The sequence below is a fragment of the Natronorubrum daqingense genome (genome assembly GCF_001971705.1).
In the GTDB taxonomy this organism is placed as follows: domain Archaea; phylum Halobacteriota; class Halobacteria; order Halobacteriales; family Natrialbaceae; genus Natronorubrum; species Natronorubrum daqingense.
Genome location: NZ_CP019327.1, coordinates 2915859 through 2933629, shown reverse-complemented (window position 1 = coordinate 2933629; position 17771 = coordinate 2915859). Strand labels below are relative to the sequence as shown.

Sequence of the window (17771 nt, the reverse complement as noted above, 5' to 3'; positions counted from 1 at the left end):
CGGACCGTCCGATCGAGTCGCTCACGTCAGGATGGTTGCTCGAGTGGAAACCGAAGAATCGACTGACAAGCCGCGGTTACCAGCGGGTTGTAGACGAAAATCGGATTCGAGGGATGTCCGGCCGACCGTTCTCACCGTATGCGTCCGTCGTGCTGAAAATCCGTTGTAATTGCCTATTTCGGCACCGAGAGAGTTTTAACTCACAATCGAGTAACCTGGTTGTGATGTGGCAAGACTTCGTCTTCATGATCGGTAGCAGCCTCTCGATCGCCTTTCTGGCACCGACGCTCCGGGATGCCAGCTCCCGAGTGCCACTCGGAACGAGTCTACCGTCGATGGCGATCGGTGTCGTCTACGGGATGACGTTCATGAGCCTCGGTATGACGCTCTCCGCGCTCGGCGCACTCGCATCGGGCACGATGTGGGCGCTGATCGCCGCGATTCGATCGCCAACTGGAAAACACCTGACCGGGCGACTCCTCCGACTCGAGAGTCCGACGCTCCTCGCAACCGACCTCCGTCGGTGGGTCGAGGCGGTTCGCTCGTCGGTCGACGTCGACCAGTACACGACGGGTGACCCAACGCACACCCACCACTCGAGCGATCACGCTGCAGATTGACGCGCGAACCTGGAATTCGAACGGGCTTCAACCCGCTATCTCTTCTCCGACGACTGCTGGCGCTCCCGAGGAGAAGCGGTAGTCGCGAAAACACCAGCCGATTCCTGCGGGTGCCCCCACCACGCTTGGTCGGCGGTGTCACGTCGAGATGCGCTTACTGCTGGTCGACTTTCGCCATCACGGTCTCGAGTGCGTCACGCCACTGCGTGATGAGACCGCCGATTACGGCGAGCACAGCGGGGACGAGGAGTCCAGCGTAGAGAACGGCGCTACTCGTTGCTGGGCCGAACTCGACATCCGAGACGCCGTCACCGTCGATGTAATCGCCCTCCTCGAGGCCCGGTGCTGCGTTCGCACCGATGTCACCGAAGAACGCGGTGACCGTAGCATCCTCGGTGAACGTGTGGGTCATCACGACGGCAGCGATGAGCGCGAACACGAGGTACGGCGGAACGACGGTCAAACTGGCTTTGACCGCCTCGGTCGCGTCTTCGGCTTCCGTGTAGCGAGCGATTGCGTATCCCGCGCCAATCAGAGACGGCTATTGCTAACAGACAGCGTGGAGTGTCACTCGGAAAACAAACTCGTGTGCACCGGCGCGAACGAGTCGGTCTCGTTGGGCGAGGAGTCAGTGTCGGTGTCGGTGATCGTCCGTCCAGAAATTCCCTCCTCGAGCAGTTCCGAGAGCGGCGGCCCGACTTTTTCGGGTTCGACGAGAAACGCGTCGTGACCGTGGTCGGATTCGACGACGTGGTGGGCCACGTCGACGCCGCCCTCGCGACAGGCCTCGGCGAGCGCTTCGGATTGCTCGACGGTGAAGTGCCAGTCGCCGGTGAACGAGAGGGCCAGCAGTTCGCCCTCGAACGCTGCAAGGGCGTCCGCGTCGGACTCGTAGCCCGCCGAGAGGTCGAAGTCGTCCATCGCGCGCGTCATGTAGAGGTAGCTGTTCGCGTCGAATCGGTCGGTGAACTTCTCGGCTTGATAGTCGAGGTAGGACTCGACCTCCCGATACGGGAAGAAGGCAGCCGCGGGGTCCGGCGGCTCCTCGCGGACCGTTTCCCGACCTGCCGACCGCCTCCCGAACTTGCGGGCCATCGAGGCCTTCGAGAGGTACATGATGTGACCGATCTGGCGCGCTCGAGCCAGCCCTTCTTCGGGGTCGGGTCCGTCGTAGTACTGCCCGCCGTTCCAGTTCGGATCCGCAGTAATCGCCCGCCGCGCGACGGTGTCGAGCGCGAGACACTGCGGGTCGAGTCGACCGGCGGTGGCGACGGCACCCGCGCGGTCGACGTCGTCGGGGAACCGTCGCAACCAGTCGAGGACGTTCATCCCGCCGACGCTGCCGCCGATGACGGCGCGGAGGCGGCCGACCCCGAGTTCGTCGAGGAGCGCCCGCTGTGCGCGCGTCCAGTCGCCGACCGTGACGGGGGGAAAATCGGTGCCGTAGGGCTCGCCCGTCTCGGGATTCTCGCTCGAGGGCCCCGTCGTACCGTAGCACGACCCCGGCGCGTTCGCGCAGACGACGTAGTACTCGCTGGTGTCGATGGCCTTCCCGGGACCGACGACGTCGCCCCACCAGGCGCGAGCCTGTCCGGCCGTCTCGTCGCCCGCATCGGGCCGTCTGGCGACGTGTGAACTGCCGGTGAGGGCGTGACAGATCAAGACGGCATTGTCACCGTCGAACTCGCCGTAGGTCTCGTAGGCCACCTCGAGCGATGGAATCGACTCGCCCGACAGGAACTGAAACTCGCCGAGATCGATCGTGTTCTTGGTCGTCATAAGCGTTCAGTCACCACCCGTCGCGCCTGTCTCGACGGATTGGGTGTCCGTCGCCGCGTCGATTGCCTGCTCGAGGTCGGCGAGGATGTCCTCGGGATTCTCGATCCCGACGGACATCCGGACGAGGTCCTCCGTCACGCCCGCTTCCGCGCGTTCTTCGGGCGTCAGTTGGCCGTGCGTCGTGCTCGCGGGGTGGATCACGAGCGTCTTCGCGTCGCCGATGTTCGCGAGGAACTGCGCGACCTCGACCTCCTCGCAGAAGGTTTTGCCCGCCTCGAATCCATCCTCGAGCCCGAACGCGATCATCCCGCCGAAGTCGTTCAGATACCGCCGGGCGTTGTCGTGCGTCGGGTGATTCTCGAGTCCGGGGTGGGTGACCCAGGCGACGTCCTCGTGGTCGGCGAGGTACTCCGCGACGATGGCGGCGTTCTCGCAGTGTTTCTCGACGCGGAGGGGCATCGACTCGAGTCCCTGCAGGGTCTGCCAGGCGTCGAATGGCGATTGCTGGTTGCCCAGACTTCGCAGCGAACGGAAGCGAACCGTTTCGGCGAAGGGCGCGTCGGGAAAGTCTCGAGAGAAGTCGACGCCGTGGTAGGCGTGGTTCTCGCCCGCGATTTCGTCGTAGCCGTGTTCGCCCCACGGGAACGTGCCGCCGTCGACGAGCACGCCGCCGACGGTCGTCCCCGAGCCGTGAAGCCACTTCGTGGTCGACTCCCAGACGACGTCTGCGCCGTGCTCGAGGGGGCGACAGAGCGCCGGCGTCGCGAACGTGTTGTCCACGACGAGTGGCACGCCGTGGTCGTGGGCGATGTCGGCGACGCGCTCGAAGTCGGGCGTCACCAGCGAGGGGTTGCCGATGGTCTCGACGTGAACGAACGCGGTGTCCTCGTCGATCGCCTCCGCGTAAGCGTCGTACTCGAGCGTCGGCACGAATTTCGTCTCGATGTCTCGGCGAGAGGCCGTCTTCGAGAAGTACGCCGTCGTCCCGCCGTAGGTGTCGGTCGAACAGACTACGTTGTCACCCGCCTCGGCGAGGACGAGCGTCGCCGAATCGAGCGCGGCCATTCCACTCGCCGTCGCGACCGCGCCCGCGCCACCCTCGAGAGAAGCGAGTCGATCCTCGAGGGCCGTCACGGTCGGGTTGGCGATCCGCGAGTAGATGTAGCCCTCGGCCTCGAGGGCGTAGAGATCGGCCGCGGTATCGGCGTCGTCGAAGACGTAGGAGGTCGTCTGGTAGATCGGTGGTGCCATCGCACCCGTCTCGGAGTCGGGGGTCTGGCCGGCGTGTACGCTCCGCGTCCCGAGACCGCGCTCGGGACAGTCCGATTCGTCGACGGTCCCGTCGCTCGCGTCGTCACTCATGTTTAGTATGCATACTACTGGAGCCACATATGCGCGTCAGTAACGGCAAAAACCGCAGCCGACTCGATGTGATTCACACACACAAGGAAGGGAGACCGATCACGTCTCTCGCAGGCCGTATCACTACTGTCCCAGATAGCGCAGCGACATCCATGCAGACGGTGTTCCACCTCACGACCGACAATCACGACGAGCAACGAACGACGCTGACTATCGCGGAGAACCTCACGAAAGACGACTCCGTTGAGATGGACGATGTCGCAGTCGTCGCCCAATCACACGGCATCGAGCCGCTGACCGCCGACGGCGAGGGCAACGAAACCGTCGAATCGATGCTCGAGTCCGGCATCTCGTTCAAAGCCTGCGCCAACACGCTCGAGTTGAAGGAGCTGACGGAGGAGGACCTGCTCGAGGGCGTCGAGACGGTTCCCTCCGGCGGCGGCGAGCTCACGCGCTTGCAACACGAGGGATACGCCTACATCCGCCCCTAAACGGCCCCGATCCTCGAGTCCCCGTTTTCGGGCCGTAATACCTGTTGGCGTCTCCCACGAGCGAGTGAAAACGAACGACTTGATGGTTCCATAGTGTCAAGCGACGGGCGTGCACTCGAGTGACCGCGACCGGATCGTCCTCGCAGCCGTCGTCTTCGCCGTGTTGTTCTCCCAGCTGTTGCTCTATCCGGGGGTCGGAACGCTCGTCGAGGCACTGGGAGCCGACGAGACGACGTCCTTCGCGACGAGCGAACTCGACGCGAGCATGTGGTTTCTCGTCGCCGAGTTCGCCGCGTACGTCGCCTTCGTCGGGGTCTGGGGTGCAGCGAGCGACGTAACCGGTCGACGGACGCCGTTCATCGTCGCCGGAGCGCTCGCGGGTGCCGTCAGTTACGCCGCGCTCGCCGCCGTTCCCGCGATCGGCTCGATTCCGTTCGAAGGCGTTCTCCTCATTCGGGTCGTTCAGGGCGCGATGACCATCGGCGCGTTCTCGCTCACGATGACGATGCTGATGGACTTAGAGGGGGGACACGGCCGAAACATGGGTGCCGCAGGGATCGCCATCGGTCTCGGTGCCGCACTCGGCGCACCGATCGGCGGGCAACTCACCGAACTCGATCCGGTCGCGCCACTCGCCGGAGCAGCCGTCCTCCTCGTCTGCGTCGGCGCGCTCGTTACGCGCGTTCCGGATCGAAGCCAGGAACACAGTCGGAGTGCGCGCGATTTGCTCGAGGGCATTCGACGACGACCGTCGCTCTCGATTCCGTACGCGTTCGGATTCGTCGACCGATTGACGGCCGGCTTTTTCGCCCTCGTCGGCACGCTGTACTTTCAGGAGACGTTCGGCGTCGGTCCCGCGATGACGGGACTGTTACTCGCGTGCTTTTTTGCCCCGTTCGCGCTGTTGCAGTACCCCATGGGCGCACTTTCGGATCGTATCGGGCGCACGATTCCGATCGTCGTGGGTTCCCTGTGTTACGGACTCGGTATCCTCGCCGTCGGTGCCGCGCCCTCGGTCGCGACCGTCGCGCTCGCGATGATCACCGTTGGCGTCCTCGGTGCGCTGGTCTCGCCCGCGACGATGGCGCTGGTCACCGACATCGCCGCCGAAGACGAGCGCGGCCTCGCGATGGCCGGCTTCAACGTCGCCGGCAGCCTCGGCTTCCTCGGCGGGTTTCTCGTCGGCGGCACGGTCGCGAGCACCTACGGCTACGACCTCGCGTTCCTCACCGTCGGTGGTCTCGAGATCGCGATCGCCGTGGTCGCCGTGCCGGCATTTTTGCGCTGGTCTCTCGGCCGAAGTGACCGTCTCGATCACGATCGTATCTGACCGTCATCACGTAATTTCCAACGAGTATAGACCCGAGAACTACCAGGATTTGCACTGGTATGTAACCGCATGACAGCGTCGCGGTAGAGCGTATGAATTTTTATGTGCTCAACTCTAACGAGAAGGTGATGGCACGAAATAACGCAATTTCACGGCGGACAGCACTGAAGGTCACGGGTGCGGCAGCGGCGACCGCACTCGTCGCCGGTTGTTCCGACGATGACGACAACGGCGACGACGACAACGGCGACGATGGCGACGCAGAGTACGAAGCAGAGCCTGACGACGAGATCATCTTCTTCGGCGAGAGCGACGGCTGGGAAGGCGAATCCCCAGACGAGATCGACGGCGAAGTCAACCCGACGCTCATCCTCGAAGAAGGCGAATCGTACACCATCGGCTGGGAAGAAGGCGACGGCTCCAGCCACAACATCGAGATCCGAGGAGACGACGGCTCCGTCGTCAACGGTCACCAGACCGACGAGGTCGACGAGCCAGACGGCGACGACCAGATGCTCGAGTTCGAAGCAACCGAAGACATGGTCGAGTACGTCTGTGCGCCCCACGACAACGCCATGATCGGTACCATCGAAGTCGAATAACGCGACAGTTCACCAATCGCAGGCGGCCACTGTCGTCGCGCCGACGACTCTTCGCCGAGTGTTCACAACTTCGGCTAGTGAAGATGTGCTGTCGGCCATCTCGACTCCGTCGAGATCTGCCGAATTTTCGTTTTCAACGGAGGGACTCGAGAGCGAGCGACTGCTCCGTGTCAAGTTTTCAACGACGTGGCGAGACAGCCGATATCGGCCCGTTTTCACGAAGGGGAGTGGCGTGAATGCGGGATTGGACGGGTAACACACAGTCCCGTGTCGTACTTACCGGATTCCCGAACGGAGGCCACAAACGGCGACCTCGCGAGGCGGACGAAGCATTACCGTCTCGGTTCGGCATCAAAAGTACCATACCGTCTCGCTCCACAGTAGATATTATCAGGTGGTTTGCGTGACCAAGAAATCCGAGTACACGGGCGACTATCCCGACAAGACGCTGTATATCCCGGGCCCAACGGAGGTACGCGAGGACGTTATCGACGCCATGTGCGAACCGATGTTCGGCCACCGCATGGACCAGATGACCGACCTTTACACGACCATCGTCGAGGACACGAAGGAGTTCCTCGGGACCGACAACGAGGTCATCATCCTCACCGGTTCGGGCACCGAGTTCATGGAGAGTTCGATTCTCAACCTCGTCGACGAAAACGTCCTCGTCACGACCTGTGGCAGTTTCAGCGAACGCCAGGCCAACGTCGCCGAACGACTCGGGAAATCGGTCGACACCCTCGAGTACGAGTGGGGGCAGGCAGTCAAACCCGAAGACGTCCGCGAGACGCTCGAGGAAAGCGACACCGACTACGACGTCGTCACCTGCGTAATGAACGAGTCCTCGACAGGTGTCCGAAATCCGATCGAGGAGATCGGTGACGTTCTCGCCGATTATCCGGACACCTACTTCGTCGTCGACGCCGTTTCCTCGCTCGGCGGCGACTTCGTCGATATCGACGAGCACAACATCGACGTCATCTTCACGTCGGTCCAGAAGGCCTTCGCGATGCCCCCCGGATTGGCCGTCTGCGTCGTCAGCGACGACGCCTACGAGCGCGAACTCGAGTCCGACTCGGCCTCGTGGTACGGCGGCTTCCAGCGCACCCTCGACTACTACGACCGAAAGGGTCAGACCCACTCCACGCCCGCGATTCCGATCATGCTCGCCTACCGCAAGCAGATGAAGCACATGCTCGAGGAGGGCCACGATTCCCGCGACGAGCGCCACCGCGAGATGGCCGAGTACACCCGCGAGTGGGCCAACGAACACTTCGCGATGTTCCCAGAGGACGGCTACGAATCGCAGACGGTTGCCTGCATCGAGAACACGCAAGGGATCGACGTCGCAGCGACCATCGACGCCGTCGACGAGGAGTACGGCATGGTCTTCTCGAACGGCTACGGTTCCCAACTCGGCGAGGAAACGTTCCGCATCGGCCACATGGGCGAACACGATCTCGAGAGCGTTCAGGAGTTGACCGACGCTATCGAGGACATCGCCGGCCTTTGACGTCCGTCCCTCACTGCGGTCCGACGATTATTTTGGAACGGCGAGATGGTTTGCCTGGTAGTTAGCAAGCGTGTCGAGCGAACCCGCCGTCGAAACGAGAAGATCGGGGACGATCAGCTAACGGCGCTTCTAGCTTTTGCGGAGATCAACTCGCTCAGCAAAACGGTAACCAGAATTGCAAGCAGAATCACCGACACGGATTGCCACTGGTAGACATCCATGCGTGCCGTGAGTTCGAGTCCGATTCCTCCGGCCCCGACCAGACCGAGGACGGTCGACGAGCGAATATTGATGTCCCAGCGATGCGTCGTGATCCCGACGAACAGCGGTTTCACCTGAGGGGCAACCCCGTAGATGAGCTGCTGTCGATCGTTCGCTCCGGCAGCCTCGAGGGCACGGACCTGCCCGGGGTCGATCTCCTCGATTGCTTCCGAGAGCAACTTCCCGATGAAGCCGATCGATCGGATCGCGACGGCGATCACCCCGGCAAAGGCTCCGGGGCCGAACAGGATTACGAACATAATCGCCCAGATGATCGTACTCACCGTTCGGGTGACGGTAATAACGAGTCGGCCAATCACGTACGTTATCCGGTTCGGGGTGGTGTTGCTTGCTGCGAGATAGGCGATCGGTATCGATAGGAGGGCAGATAAGCCCGTTCCGAGGATTGCGATGTTGATCGTTTCGATCATGGGGCCGACGATCTCCCCGGTGTAGCCGTGGTTGGGCGGATACATTCGCCCGAGGAGATCGCCGACCGCCCACCCCGCAGTCGACAGATAGTCGTAGTTGATACCCAGTATGCGCCAGGAGTAGACGACGATGGGGACGGTGATGAGTACGGTTGCAAACCGGAGGAGCCTGGTTCGCACATCGTGGCGTTGCCACCGTTCGTAGTCATCGGCGGTCGGTTCGAACATTATCGAACCCGCCTCCGTATCATCGCACTCGCAACCTCACCGGCGAGGACGATTGCGACGATGACGATGAGGATTGCAGCGGCGAAATCGTACTGATACCGGTCGAACGCGTTGAGGAGGGTGAAACCGATCCCTCCGGCACCGACGATACCGATGATGGTGCTCGAGCGGACGTTGATATCCCAGCGGTAGATCGCGAGGCCGATCATTCGGGGCAAAGCCTGTGGGACGACACCGTAGAGGATTACTTGCAGTCTGTTTCCACCGGCGGCTTCGATCGGTCGGAGTTGATTCATGTCAATGTTCTCGAGGTCTTCGGCGAGGATCTTCCCGTAGAACCCGACCGTCGCGAACGAGAGCGTGAGCGCGCCGGCAAACGGGCCGAACCCGACGGCGACCACGAAGATGATCCCGATAATGAGACTGTGAAACGCACGCGAAACCGTAATCAGCCCGCGGGCGAGGTAATAAACCGGCCACGGCGCCAGATTCTTCGCCGCCATGAACGCGACGGGCACGCTCACGGAGACGCCGATGATCGTCGCGACGACAGCCATCGCTAGCGTTTCCGTAACCCCTTCTCGGATCAGTTCGCGTTCGCGCGCACCGAAATCGGGGGGCCACATTGACGCCAGAAACTGACCGGTCGAACTGAGTCCCTCAACGAACCGCGCTGGCGAGAGGCGAATCGACCACGCGCTCCAGAATACGGCGACGAGCAAGAGGACGTAGGCATTTGTCTTTAGCTAAGCCTCACACCTCGGCTGCGTAGCAGTAGCGAGCGTCTCTTGTAAGATCGGCCGTTGCTTGTGGATCTTCTGTGCCTCTTCGATCAGCCGTTCCAACAGTGGCGGTGGCGAGTAGCCAAGGTAGTCACCGAGTTCGTGGAGGATGAGCTGGGCGTGCGACCGGAAGGTCGCCGCCCAGCGTTCCGGCGGAAACACGAGCTCATCGTCAGCCTGCTCGGTGACCAGATCCAACAGATCACGACTCACCAGCAGCGAAAGCAACGCTGCGTACAGCAAAATTTCCACGACAACAGGGTTGCTTGTGTCGAATTCGTCCAGTTCGTACTGCGTTTTCAGCTCACGAAACAACGTCTCTACCTCCCATCGGCACCGATACAGCGTTGCTAGATCTGCCGGCAGGAACTCCTCTCTCGGTAAGTTCGTGATGTATAGATGGTAGTCGTCGGCGTCCTCGTTGCGGACGCCGACGACGCGGAACCGTTTCGTGTCTACTGAACGAGTCCCCTCGTACTGACCTCGCTTGAACTCTGCTTCGACCTCCACGTCGATGTACTTCCGCGAGAGGTCATCGACCACATCGTGGATCTGCTCGCCTTCCAAGGGAATGGCGCGGCCGCGCCATTCCCGTAGTTCCGCCGTTATCACCGGATTCGCGCTCTTCTTCAGCCGACTCACGAAGTAGCCGTCGTTCTCGTCGATCAACGCGAAGCGGCGGTACTTGAAGTACGCGAGATCGAACAGAACGAGCCGCCCTTGGAGCCACGCGCCTGTCTTGAACAACGTGCTGTCGTGCGTTTTCTCGTCGGTCACGTCTGTCCGTTCAATCGTCTTGTCGGTGGCATTGTGGAGCAGGTGGAGCTTCGCTCCAGCCTGCTCCTCGTGGCGAGCTTGGAACTCGTCGGAAAGGAACTCGTGCAACCGCAGCACCGTTCCATCAGCGATCATCACGTCTCTGAATCGGTCGGTATCAGCGTCAACAGCCTCTGGAACAGCGACCTCGTCGAGACCACGCTCGACGAGGTCGCGGAGGTACTCTGCGAGTGACGGTGTGAGCCGGTGATAGAAGCCACCGGGAGAGATCGTCTCATCAGCCGTCGAGTTGTAGCTGCGTCTGAACCCAGCGAGTGTTCGGCTCTCGCCTGCGGCGAAGCCGAACACGAGCGCCCACACGAGGACGGGAATCTGGAGCTTGCCCTCTCGCTCGACCACGCCGAGTTCCTCGGCGTGCTCTTCGAGGAACTCGGAGGGAAAGAGAGTAGTGAGTCGACGCATGATCTTCGATGAGGAGCCGTTGTTGTGCACAGACTCGGCTTCCTCATTCCTCTCGAATAGAAGTCTCGATAAGCCGCCGCTGTCGCGTGGTTTCTCGCTTAGCTAAAGACGGATGGAGGACGTAGGTTAGGTACTTTGCCCAGTGATTTGGAAAGACCGTCGGGCGCCGCCAGACGACGAACTCTTCTCGATCATCGGACGAAAAGCGACCTCCGAACACGGTCACTCGTACCTCTGTTTGGCCAGTTTGTTTTCGACGGTGCGTCCGTCCTCAGAGCGCTCGTCGGCGCTCGAGGATCGTCCCGAATCGGTTCCGTGCTCACGAGGTTCTCCGCCCCGATAGATTCGGTCTTTTGCCGTCTCGTCAAGCGCTTCGGGCGGCCCGTCAAAGACCAGCTCGCCGTCCGCCAAACCGATAATTCGATCGGCGTACTCGACCGCGAGTTCGACTTCGTGAATGTTGATGAGAACCGGGATCCGTTCGTCAGCGGCGATTTCCGTCAGTAGCTCCATGACGGCGTGAGATGTTTCCGGGTCGAGACTGCTGGTCGGTTCGTCGGCGAGCATGATTTTCGGCCGTTGAACGACCGCACGGGCGATGCCGACTCGCTGGCGTTGGCCGCCGGAGAGTTCGTCGGCCCGGTCTCGTTCGTGACCCCCAAGTCCGACTCTCTCGAGTGTCTCCCGGGCGAATTCGATGTCTTCGGCGGGGAATTTGCGGCGGAACGCGTTCCAGGTACTCAGGTAGCCGAGACGACCCGAAAGCACGTTTTCCATAACGGTCAACCGTTCGACGAGGTTGTACTCCTGAAAGATCATCGCGATGTCTCGGCGAGTGCGACGGAGTTGCCGATCCGACAGCGCCGTCACCGTCACGTCATCGAGACGAATTTCGCCATCGGTGGGTTCGGTGAGCCTGTTAATACACTCGATGAGCGTACTTTTGCCAGCCCCGCTGGGGCCGATAATCGCGACGACCTCGTCACCGGTTACGTCGAAGGAGACGCCTCTTAGTGCCTCTTCGCCGCCCGGATACGTCTTCGATATATTCTGTGCAGTTAACATGATGTATTGGAAACAGGGGGTGATAGTGTGGGTAACCGAACGAACCACCGTCTACGAACGGAGCCGTTCAGTTCGCCATCGGTTTCGATCGCGCTATTCCATCTCGTCGGTACCGTACTCTTCGCCCAGCGTCTCGTGGACCTGCAGGATCGGATCGTAGGCCGTGTAATAGTCGACCTCGATGAAGTTGTTGTACTGTAGTTCTTCTTCCATCGCGGTCCCGGAGTAATCGTGCTCGAGAAGGGCCCGTGTAATCCCATCGACCAGGTCGGGATGCAGGTTGTAGATGTGAGCCATCGGACCTCGAGGCATCACCGGTCCCATGTAGATCACCTTGAAATTCTCCGCGTCGATCTCACCCTGATCGACCATGTTCGCAAACGTCGGGCCACCGCAGGGACCGACATCGTAGTCTCCCTGTTCGATGCCCCGGAGTGATGTCTCGTGACCTCCGGACATGTCGATATCGTAGTCCTCTTCGGCGACTAGGCCGGCGTCGTCCTCGATGAACACCCGGGGCTCCAGATTACCGGATCCGGAGCCGGGGTCGGCGTGAGTCACTTCGATTCCCTCGAGGTCGTTCACGGTGTTGATATCGTCGTTGTCCCGTCGAGTGACCATCCAGAACGCGTTTCCGTAGTAATCGTCCTCCATGATGTGAGCGATCGGCGTCGCTCCCGCGAGATTGGCAGCGTACGGCATGTTCCAAGCACTCACTCGAGCGAAGTGTAGCCGTTCTGCCCGCATACCCTCAACCGTCGCGGCGTAGGAGTCGGTCTCAACGTACTCGACGGAGTGTCCCGTATACTCCTCGATCTGATCCATAAGTGGCTCCATCGCTCGCTCCAGTGCGGCCGGATCCTCGTCCGGGACGAACGTCATCTCGATCGGGTCGGGTTCGATGTAGTCGCTCTCGTCGTCCACCTCCCAGAGAGAGTCACCGTATCGGGGCTCGTCACGCGGGTCCTCCAATGGTTCCAGAAGCCCCTCCTTGTCGGCCTGATAGTTTCCCATTTCGAGCATCTCTTCGGCCGGTTGTGGAAACATCTCGACGTACTCTTCACCGTCACCGGGTTCGAGCGAGTCATCGTACTCCGCGAAGTCAACATCTGCATCGGAAGGGTCAGTCCCGAGTTCGTCGAAGCAACCAGCGACAGCCGCGAGTCCGGCCCCGCTAAGTACGCCAATATACTTCCGGCGTGTCGTGGGTGATACGGTCGAACTGTTGTCAGGCGACATCAACCAAAACGAGTGTTACTGTTCCTAAATCAATTACTATGAATTATATTTAGGCGTTCGGATACAGAATGTTGTATCAGTTGGGGGGCTGAACGGTATATAGCTCTCCATACTGGATCGTTCGGGATATTACCCGTTCGGACTGACGAATCGTCTCAAAAATTATCGTCCGAGAATCGGACGCCGAGCCGTTGTCTTCGAATTGACACGGAATAGAGTCGACGGCTACCGGAACAAACCACCGAGCCACTCGAGAAAGCCGGTGAACAGGTCCACGACTCGCTCGAATGCCGAAACGACGCGGTCGACCGGCGACGAGGAGATGACCGGGTGCTCACCGCCGTCGCTCGCGCGGTCGTCGCCGACCGCCGCGGGCGCGTCGACGAGCCCGTCACCTTCCTCGCAGGACTCGAGGACCGGCTCCGCGGTCTCGCCGAGAATCTCTCGAATGGAGTCGTTGGGCCCCGGGCCGTCCTCTTCGCGGGTCTCCCAGCAGAGCGCGGCGACGCCGGCGACGAATGGAGCGGCGACGCTCGTGCCGCTGGCTTCGGCGTACTCGTTGTCGACGGTGGTCGACGTGACGTCAGTTCCTGGCGCGAGCAAGTCGACCGCCGAGCCGACGCTACTGTACGACGCGAGCGTGTCGTCCTCGTTCATCGCGGTGACGGCGACGACATCGTCGTGGGTCGCGGGATAGGTGAGCGTCGCCTCGTCACAGGAGCCGTCGCCATTGTTTCCCTCGTTGCCGGCGGCACTGACGAGGAGGTGCCCCGCCGCGTGCGCCTCTTCGATCGCTCGATCGACCGTCGAACTCGAGGAGTCGCCCCCCAGACTCATCGTGATGAGTTCGACGTCGTTGGAGAGACACCAGTCGATTCCGGCGACGAGTTCGCTGTATCGGCCTTCGCCGTCGTCGTTCAGGACTTTCACCGCGTAGAGGTCGGTTTCCGGTGCCACGCCCACGACGCCGACGTCGTTGTCGGACGCCCCGGCGACCCCCGCGACGTGGGTTCCGTGGCCGTGACGGTCCTCGTAGTCACTCGAGGTCCCCGACGTAGTGACGTTCTCTCCGCCGGCGACCGAAACGCTGCAGTGGTCCGTCTGGATTCCCGTATCGAGGATTCCGATATCGACACCCGAGCCGTCCGGCTCGACGTCGTCGGCACCGATTCGTTCGACACCCCACGACGGCTGTTGGCTCGGGTGCATCGAACAGTCGCTCCCACCGCCGGGGTCCAGAAGATCCGGAATAGACGGCGACCACTCGTCGGGAATCCCCGTCTCGTCGTCCTCCTCGACGTCCGAGACGAGCCGATCCTCGAGAAGATTCGAACGGCTCTCGGCCGGCACCTCCGCGACGACGAACTCGAAGTTGTCGTACTCGAAGAGCGTGGTGCCGCCGACGGCCTCGATGACGTTGCGGAGGTCACCGATTCCCTCGAGCAGTCCCGTCTCGGGGTGGACGAACAATCGTTCGGTGTCGCTCCCACCGTTGTCGTCAGTATCGGTATCGGTATCGGGTTCAGTGGCCGATCCCGGCGTCCCGAGTACGCCGACCGCGGCCCCGGCACCGACACCCTGGAGCATCCGCCGCCGACTGAGTTGCATGCACGGCCACACGAACAAGTTCGGAATAAGTCTTCCGTGTGATCGTGACAGTCGGTAAAACTGAATTGTTTGCGGAACGCGAGCAACGCTCGGGACGGGGCCACGGGGTGATCTGTGCCGTAGCGCCCCGAACGAGACACCGTCGTGGAGAGAGCGCCTCGAGCCTCGACGGTCACGACATCGAGGGGTGATCGGGGAGAGCGTCGCTGGCGCTCTCGTCGGATGCTATCGGAAGAAACGGTCGTCGCTAGTGAATGTGGCCTTCTCGTCGGAGCTGGTCGGCCTCGCTCTTCTCGTAGCGCCAGGTGATGTCGCCCTTCTCGTCTTGCCAGTCCCAGGGCTCGACGAGAACGACGTCGTCCTCGCGAATCCAGATACGTTTTTGCATCTTGCCGGGGATGCGTACAGTGCGTTCTTGGCCGTCTGCACAGCGTACTTTCACGCGATTCGCTCCGAGCATGTTGGTGACGGTCGCGAAGACCTCGTCGTCGTCCGGCATCCGGAGGTTCTTCCGGCCGCCCTCACCGTCGTCGCTCATGGTTCGCCTTTCGGAGGCGATCCGTTTAACCCTTTACTGATTGCATCGCAAACCATCCGAGGACGGGCCCGAGGCGGGAAACCACGTCGTTTATTTCCTTCGACAGGACAGAAGTCGTATGCTGCAGAATCTCGGCCCGTTGGGAATCGCTGGGTTGGTGCTCGTACTCGCCGGAATTGGGCTCATCGCGTACGTGAGTCCGCTGATCGCCATCGGGATAGCGCTCGTTCTCGGGGGGCTCGGACTCGTCGTCAAGGCGCTGGTCTCGGGGCTGCTCCAGAGTTTCGGCATGTTCTAATCGGAAACCGACGTTGCCATCGCGCTCCGAACCATTTTGTCGCACGCACCCGTACGGTGCGTATGGACTACACGCTCCAGTACTACGACCTCGTCCTGGTCTGTATCGCCGCGAGTCTCGGTCTTGGAGCAGTTATCGGCTACGCCACGCCAGTCGCCCTCGAGCTCTCGGTCGCTGCACTCGGACTCGTATCGCTCGGATTTATCGTTCACGCGTTGTTCGTCAACGGCCCGGTCGACGAAGTGGCGGATCTAACCGAAGAAGTCGAACCCGAAGCGGTGCCGAAGGTGCTCTCACCGATCGAATCGCCAGAGTAGAATAATCGCGAAGCCGCACATGCGGCCCTTCAGACCTCGTTGTCGCCGGCCCGGTGTTCGCTGATGAGTTGATCGACCATCGCCGCCTTGCGATCGAGTTCTCGCTCCGTCGCCCGCTCGTGCCAGTCGTCGATGACCGCCTCGACGTCGTCTTCGCGAGCGACGGCCAGTTCGTCGACTTCCTGCATCGCGACGTCGTCCGCCGGCCCGACCGGAATCTCGTTCTCGAAGAGAATCTCGTCTGCGATCTCCGAGAGGCCGCCGTCTTTCAAGACGACCCGCGGCTCGAACCCCGCGAGGAGCGTGGCCGTCGATTTCCCGGCGCCACTCGCGTCTCGCACGTAGACGACGTCGTCGTCGACGAGCCCGTACTGCTCGTCAGCCTCGCGAATCGCCCCCTTCGTGAACTTCTCGACGACTTTGACGGGAACGAGTCCCTCCTTTTTCGCCGAGACGTCACTGAAATTCGAGTGATCGAGTTTCCAGAGCGCTTTCATCCGCTCGACTTTGTCCTCGAGTTCAGAGACGTCCTCGCGGGCGTCGTCGCGCTCGCGTTCCAGCCGGTTCGCTTTTCGCTCGAGGCGGCTGACCTCTCGGTCCGTTCGAACCTGCGTCCGTTCTTCACGACGGGCGAGCGTCAGCTTCGACTCGAGTTCCTCGATTCGCTCGTCGCGCTCGGAAATCCGTCCCTCGAGCGTGTCGACGTGTGAGTCGAGGCGTTCGACCTGGCGCTCGAGGGAGTTGATTCGCTTTTCCTCCTCGGTCAGTTCTCGCGGCTCGTGCTCGGTGGCATCCTCGTCGCCCGAATCGTCATCAGACAGGTCCGTGAGGACGGCTTCGACGCTCTCCTCGCCGGCGACGACGCGGGCGATCACCTCGCCGCGGTCGATTCCCGGCGGGAGCTTTCTGGCGATGCGTTCGAACTGATCCTCGTGGGCGTCGAACGCGTAGAGCGCGGCGGCCATGGCGTCGCGCTGGTGATCGTCGTCGTAGGGCTCCTCCCGCGTCCGGTGTTGTTTCTCGTCGATCGGCAAGTCGCTCGTCGGCGTCCAGCCCGCGGCGTCGAAGCTCCGACGAAATTTCTCGACCGTTTCGGGCATCGGCGTCACGTCCGCGGCCACGACGATCGGTCGGCCGCGTTCGACGATCCACTCGATCACGTCGGCCGTGTCGCTGGTTCGCGAACTCCAGACGTCGAGCACCTCGCCCTCGAGGCTCACGATGGCGACGGCGGTCGTCGTCCCGGGGTCGATGCCGACGAGGACGTAATCCCGGCGTTTGACGAGCGGGCGGAATTCGATCCCGTCGCGGCGCTCGCGTTCGATTTCGACGCGAACGTCGCCCGATCTGTTTCGCGAGACGGGGATATCCTGGGGGCGGCCCTCGACGGTGAACACGGCGTTCGCGAAGCCGCCGTAGGCCTCTCTGACGTCTCGCTCGTACTCGAGGTTCGCCTCCTCGAGTTCGGATTCGACCTCGCGGGCTCGTTTCTTCACGGAGCCGTGAATGCGACGAGTGAATCGGTCCTCACTCCAGCCGCCGCTGCCGGTCGAGCGACCGCGAGCAACCTTGAGTTCGGTCGTGTCCGTAAAGGCGGAGACCTCGTGGCCGACGTTGTGAGCGGCCAATCGGGCTGCAGCCTCGGCTTCCTCCATCGGATCCTTGCCGTAGGGGACGCCGTGGCGTTTCGCGACTCGAGAGAGCGGCTCGGGCTGTTCGGCCCCCGTCACTTGCACGAGTTTCGTTTCGGCAGGCAGCGAGCCGAGGAGGTGGATGAGCTGATCCTTGTCCGCCGCTAGCTCGTACATATTGTCCGTTGCAACGATCGCCGGCTCCTCGTCGTCGATCAACCGGCGGAGTTTGCGGTGGGTGACGACGTCTCGAGTGACGCCCTCGCCGTCGTAGACGACGAGTGCGTACGATGGAGCGTCGCCACGGACGTCCCCGCTTTGAATATCGACACCGAAGACGACCGCGTCGAGGGCACTCGTTCGCGTACTCACGGGAGCGTCTAGGGACGAGTCGGTGATAAATCCGGCGCGGGTTCGTGCCGGCCGTCGGCCCA

General features: G+C 62.0%; 18 protein-coding genes. 7 read left to right on the top strand and 11 right to left on the bottom strand.

Translation table 11 applies throughout. The annotated features are described in order from the left end of the window. Positions 1 to 221 precede the first annotated feature (221 nt). Positions 222 to 620 (top strand): hypothetical protein, encoded by a 399-nt coding sequence (locus BB347_RS14260; protein WP_076582913.1) that lies wholly within the window; start codon positions 222 to 224, stop codon positions 618 to 620. A gap of 154 nt (positions 621 to 774) precedes the next feature. Here BB347_RS14260 and BB347_RS14255 read toward each other — a convergent pair whose 3' ends face one another. The 3 genes from BB347_RS14255 to BB347_RS14245 all read right to left on the bottom strand — a co-directional run bounded on the left by BB347_RS14255 (position 775) and on the right by BB347_RS14245 (position 3761). Then, positions 775 to 1083 (bottom strand): hypothetical protein, encoded by a 309-nt coding sequence (locus BB347_RS14255; protein WP_076582915.1) that lies wholly within the window; start codon positions 1081 to 1083, stop codon positions 775 to 777. Between the two features lie 104 nt (positions 1084 to 1187). Then, positions 1188 to 2399: a homoserine O-acetyltransferase MetX gene (gene metX, locus BB347_RS14250; protein WP_076582916.1), complete on the bottom strand. Its 1212-nt coding sequence runs from the start codon at positions 2397 to 2399 to the stop codon at positions 1188 to 1190. A gap of 6 nt (positions 2400 to 2405) precedes the next feature. Further along, a complete protein-coding gene (locus BB347_RS14245) occupies positions 2406 to 3761 on the bottom strand; it encodes an O-acetylhomoserine aminocarboxypropyltransferase/cysteine synthase family protein (RefSeq protein ID WP_076582918.1) in 1356 nt (451 codons plus the stop codon). 152 nt (positions 3762 to 3913) lie between these two features. On the opposite strand from BB347_RS14245, the gene BB347_RS14240 reads away from it, so the two are divergent. From BB347_RS14240 to BB347_RS14225, 4 genes are all read left to right on the top strand, one after another. Next, positions 3914 to 4252 (top strand): DsrE family protein, encoded by a 339-nt coding sequence (locus BB347_RS14240; protein ID WP_076582920.1) that lies wholly within the window; start codon positions 3914 to 3916, stop codon positions 4250 to 4252. A 109-nt stretch (positions 4253 to 4361) separates the two neighbouring features. Continuing rightward, positions 4362 to 5582: an MFS transporter gene (locus tag BB347_RS14235; RefSeq protein WP_076582921.1), complete on the top strand. Its 1221-nt coding sequence runs from the start codon at positions 4362 to 4364 to the stop codon at positions 5580 to 5582. A 128-nt stretch (positions 5583 to 5710) separates the two neighbouring features. Further along, positions 5711 to 6184, top strand: a complete 474-nt coding sequence (locus BB347_RS14230) for a plastocyanin/azurin family copper-binding protein (RefSeq protein ID WP_076582923.1) — start codon at positions 5711 to 5713, stop codon at positions 6182 to 6184. A gap of 403 nt (positions 6185 to 6587) precedes the next feature. Continuing rightward, the gene (locus tag BB347_RS14225; protein WP_076582925.1) at positions 6588 to 7700 is read left to right on the top strand and encodes a pyridoxal-phosphate-dependent aminotransferase family protein; all 1113 of its coding nucleotides are present in this window, start codon (positions 6588 to 6590) and stop codon (positions 7698 to 7700) included. A gap of 113 nt (positions 7701 to 7813) precedes the next feature. On the opposite strand, the gene phnE (BB347_RS14220) is transcribed toward BB347_RS14225, so the two are convergent. The 7 genes from phnE (BB347_RS14220) to eif1A all read right to left on the bottom strand — a co-directional run bounded on the left by phnE (BB347_RS14220) (position 7814) and on the right by eif1A (position 15112). Continuing rightward, positions 7814 to 8620 carry a phosphonate ABC transporter, permease protein PhnE gene (gene phnE / locus BB347_RS14220; protein ID WP_076582926.1) on the bottom strand — a complete coding sequence of 269 codons (807 nt, stop codon included), beginning with the start codon at positions 8618 to 8620 and terminating at the stop codon, positions 7814 to 7816. Beyond that, positions 8620 to 9342, bottom strand: coding sequence for a phosphonate ABC transporter, permease protein PhnE (phnE, locus tag BB347_RS14215; RefSeq protein ID WP_083687781.1), 723 nt, complete (start codon positions 9340 to 9342; stop codon positions 8620 to 8622). Before phnE (BB347_RS14215) ends, phnE (BB347_RS14220) begins: the two co-directional genes overlap by 1 nt. Before the next feature lie 24 nt (positions 9343 to 9366). Beyond that, positions 9367 to 10641 (bottom strand): IS4 family transposase, encoded by a 1275-nt coding sequence (locus tag BB347_RS14210; protein ID WP_076583324.1) that lies wholly within the window; start codon positions 10639 to 10641, stop codon positions 9367 to 9369. Between the two features lie 222 nt (positions 10642 to 10863). Next, positions 10864 to 11706, bottom strand: coding sequence for a phosphonate ABC transporter ATP-binding protein (phnC, locus tag BB347_RS14205; protein ID WP_076583323.1), 843 nt, complete (start codon positions 11704 to 11706; stop codon positions 10864 to 10866). 93 nt (positions 11707 to 11799) lie between these two features. Further along, a complete protein-coding gene (phnD, locus tag BB347_RS14200) occupies positions 11800 to 12945 on the bottom strand; it encodes a phosphate/phosphite/phosphonate ABC transporter substrate-binding protein (RefSeq protein ID WP_076583321.1) in 1146 nt (381 codons plus the stop codon). Positions 12946 to 13170: 225 nt separating this feature from the next. Then, positions 13171 to 14553, bottom strand: coding sequence for a S8 family peptidase (locus BB347_RS14195; protein ID WP_076583320.1), 1383 nt, complete (start codon positions 14551 to 14553; stop codon positions 13171 to 13173). A 247-nt stretch (positions 14554 to 14800) separates the two neighbouring features. Beyond that, complete coding sequence (eif1A, locus tag BB347_RS14190) at positions 14801 to 15112, bottom strand: translation initiation factor eIF-1A (RefSeq protein WP_257787643.1); 312 nt, start codon at positions 15110 to 15112, stop codon at positions 14801 to 14803. A gap of 97 nt (positions 15113 to 15209) precedes the next feature. Here eif1A and BB347_RS14185 point away from each other — a divergent pair, with 97 nt between their 5' ends. Continuing rightward, positions 15210 to 15389 (top strand): DUF7470 family protein, encoded by a 180-nt coding sequence (locus tag BB347_RS14185; RefSeq protein ID WP_076583317.1) that lies wholly within the window; start codon positions 15210 to 15212, stop codon positions 15387 to 15389. A gap of 62 nt (positions 15390 to 15451) precedes the next feature. Beyond that, positions 15452 to 15706 carry a hypothetical protein gene (locus tag BB347_RS14180; protein WP_076583315.1) on the top strand — a complete coding sequence of 85 codons (255 nt, stop codon included), beginning with the start codon at positions 15452 to 15454 and terminating at the stop codon, positions 15704 to 15706. A 29-nt stretch (positions 15707 to 15735) separates the two neighbouring features. On the opposite strand, the gene BB347_RS14175 is transcribed toward BB347_RS14180, so the two are convergent. Next, entirely contained in the window at positions 15736 to 17709 is a 1974-nt protein-coding gene (locus BB347_RS14175; protein ID WP_076583314.1) for a DUF460 domain-containing protein, read from the bottom strand. Between the last annotated feature and the right edge of the window lie 62 nt (positions 17710 to 17771).

Excerpts from the sequence above, each read along its gene's own strand:
- phnD (WP_076583321.1), bottom strand. The coding sequence starts at position 12,945 with ATGTCGCCTGACAACAGTTCGACCGTATCACCCACGACACGCCGGAAG.
- BB347_RS14245 (WP_076582918.1), bottom strand. The coding sequence starts at position 3,761 with ATGAGTGACGACGCGAGCGACGGGACCGTCGACGAATCGGACTGTCCC.
- phnE (WP_076582926.1), bottom strand. The coding sequence starts at position 8,620 with ATGTTCGAACCGACCGCCGATGACTACGAACGGTGGCAACGCCACGAT.
- BB347_RS14195 (WP_076583320.1), bottom strand. The coding sequence starts at position 14,553 with ATGCAACTCAGTCGGCGGCGGATGCTCCAGGGTGTCGGTGCCGGGGCC.
- phnC (WP_076583323.1), bottom strand. The coding sequence starts at position 11,706 with ATGTTAACTGCACAGAATATATCGAAGACGTATCCGGGCGGCGAAGAG.
- BB347_RS14185 (WP_076583317.1), top strand. The coding sequence starts at position 15,210 with ATGCTGCAGAATCTCGGCCCGTTGGGAATCGCTGGGTTGGTGCTCGTA.
- metX (WP_076582916.1), bottom strand. The coding sequence starts at position 2,399 with ATGACGACCAAGAACACGATCGATCTCGGCGAGTTTCAGTTCCTGTCG.
- BB347_RS14230 (WP_076582923.1), top strand. The coding sequence starts at position 5,711 with ATGGCACGAAATAACGCAATTTCACGGCGGACAGCACTGAAGGTCACG.
- BB347_RS14210 (WP_076583324.1), bottom strand. The coding sequence starts at position 10,641 with ATGCGTCGACTCACTACTCTCTTTCCCTCCGAGTTCCTCGAAGAGCAC.
- BB347_RS14240 (WP_076582920.1), top strand. The coding sequence starts at position 3,914 with ATGCAGACGGTGTTCCACCTCACGACCGACAATCACGACGAGCAACGA.
- BB347_RS14180 (WP_076583315.1), top strand. The coding sequence starts at position 15,452 with ATGGACTACACGCTCCAGTACTACGACCTCGTCCTGGTCTGTATCGCC.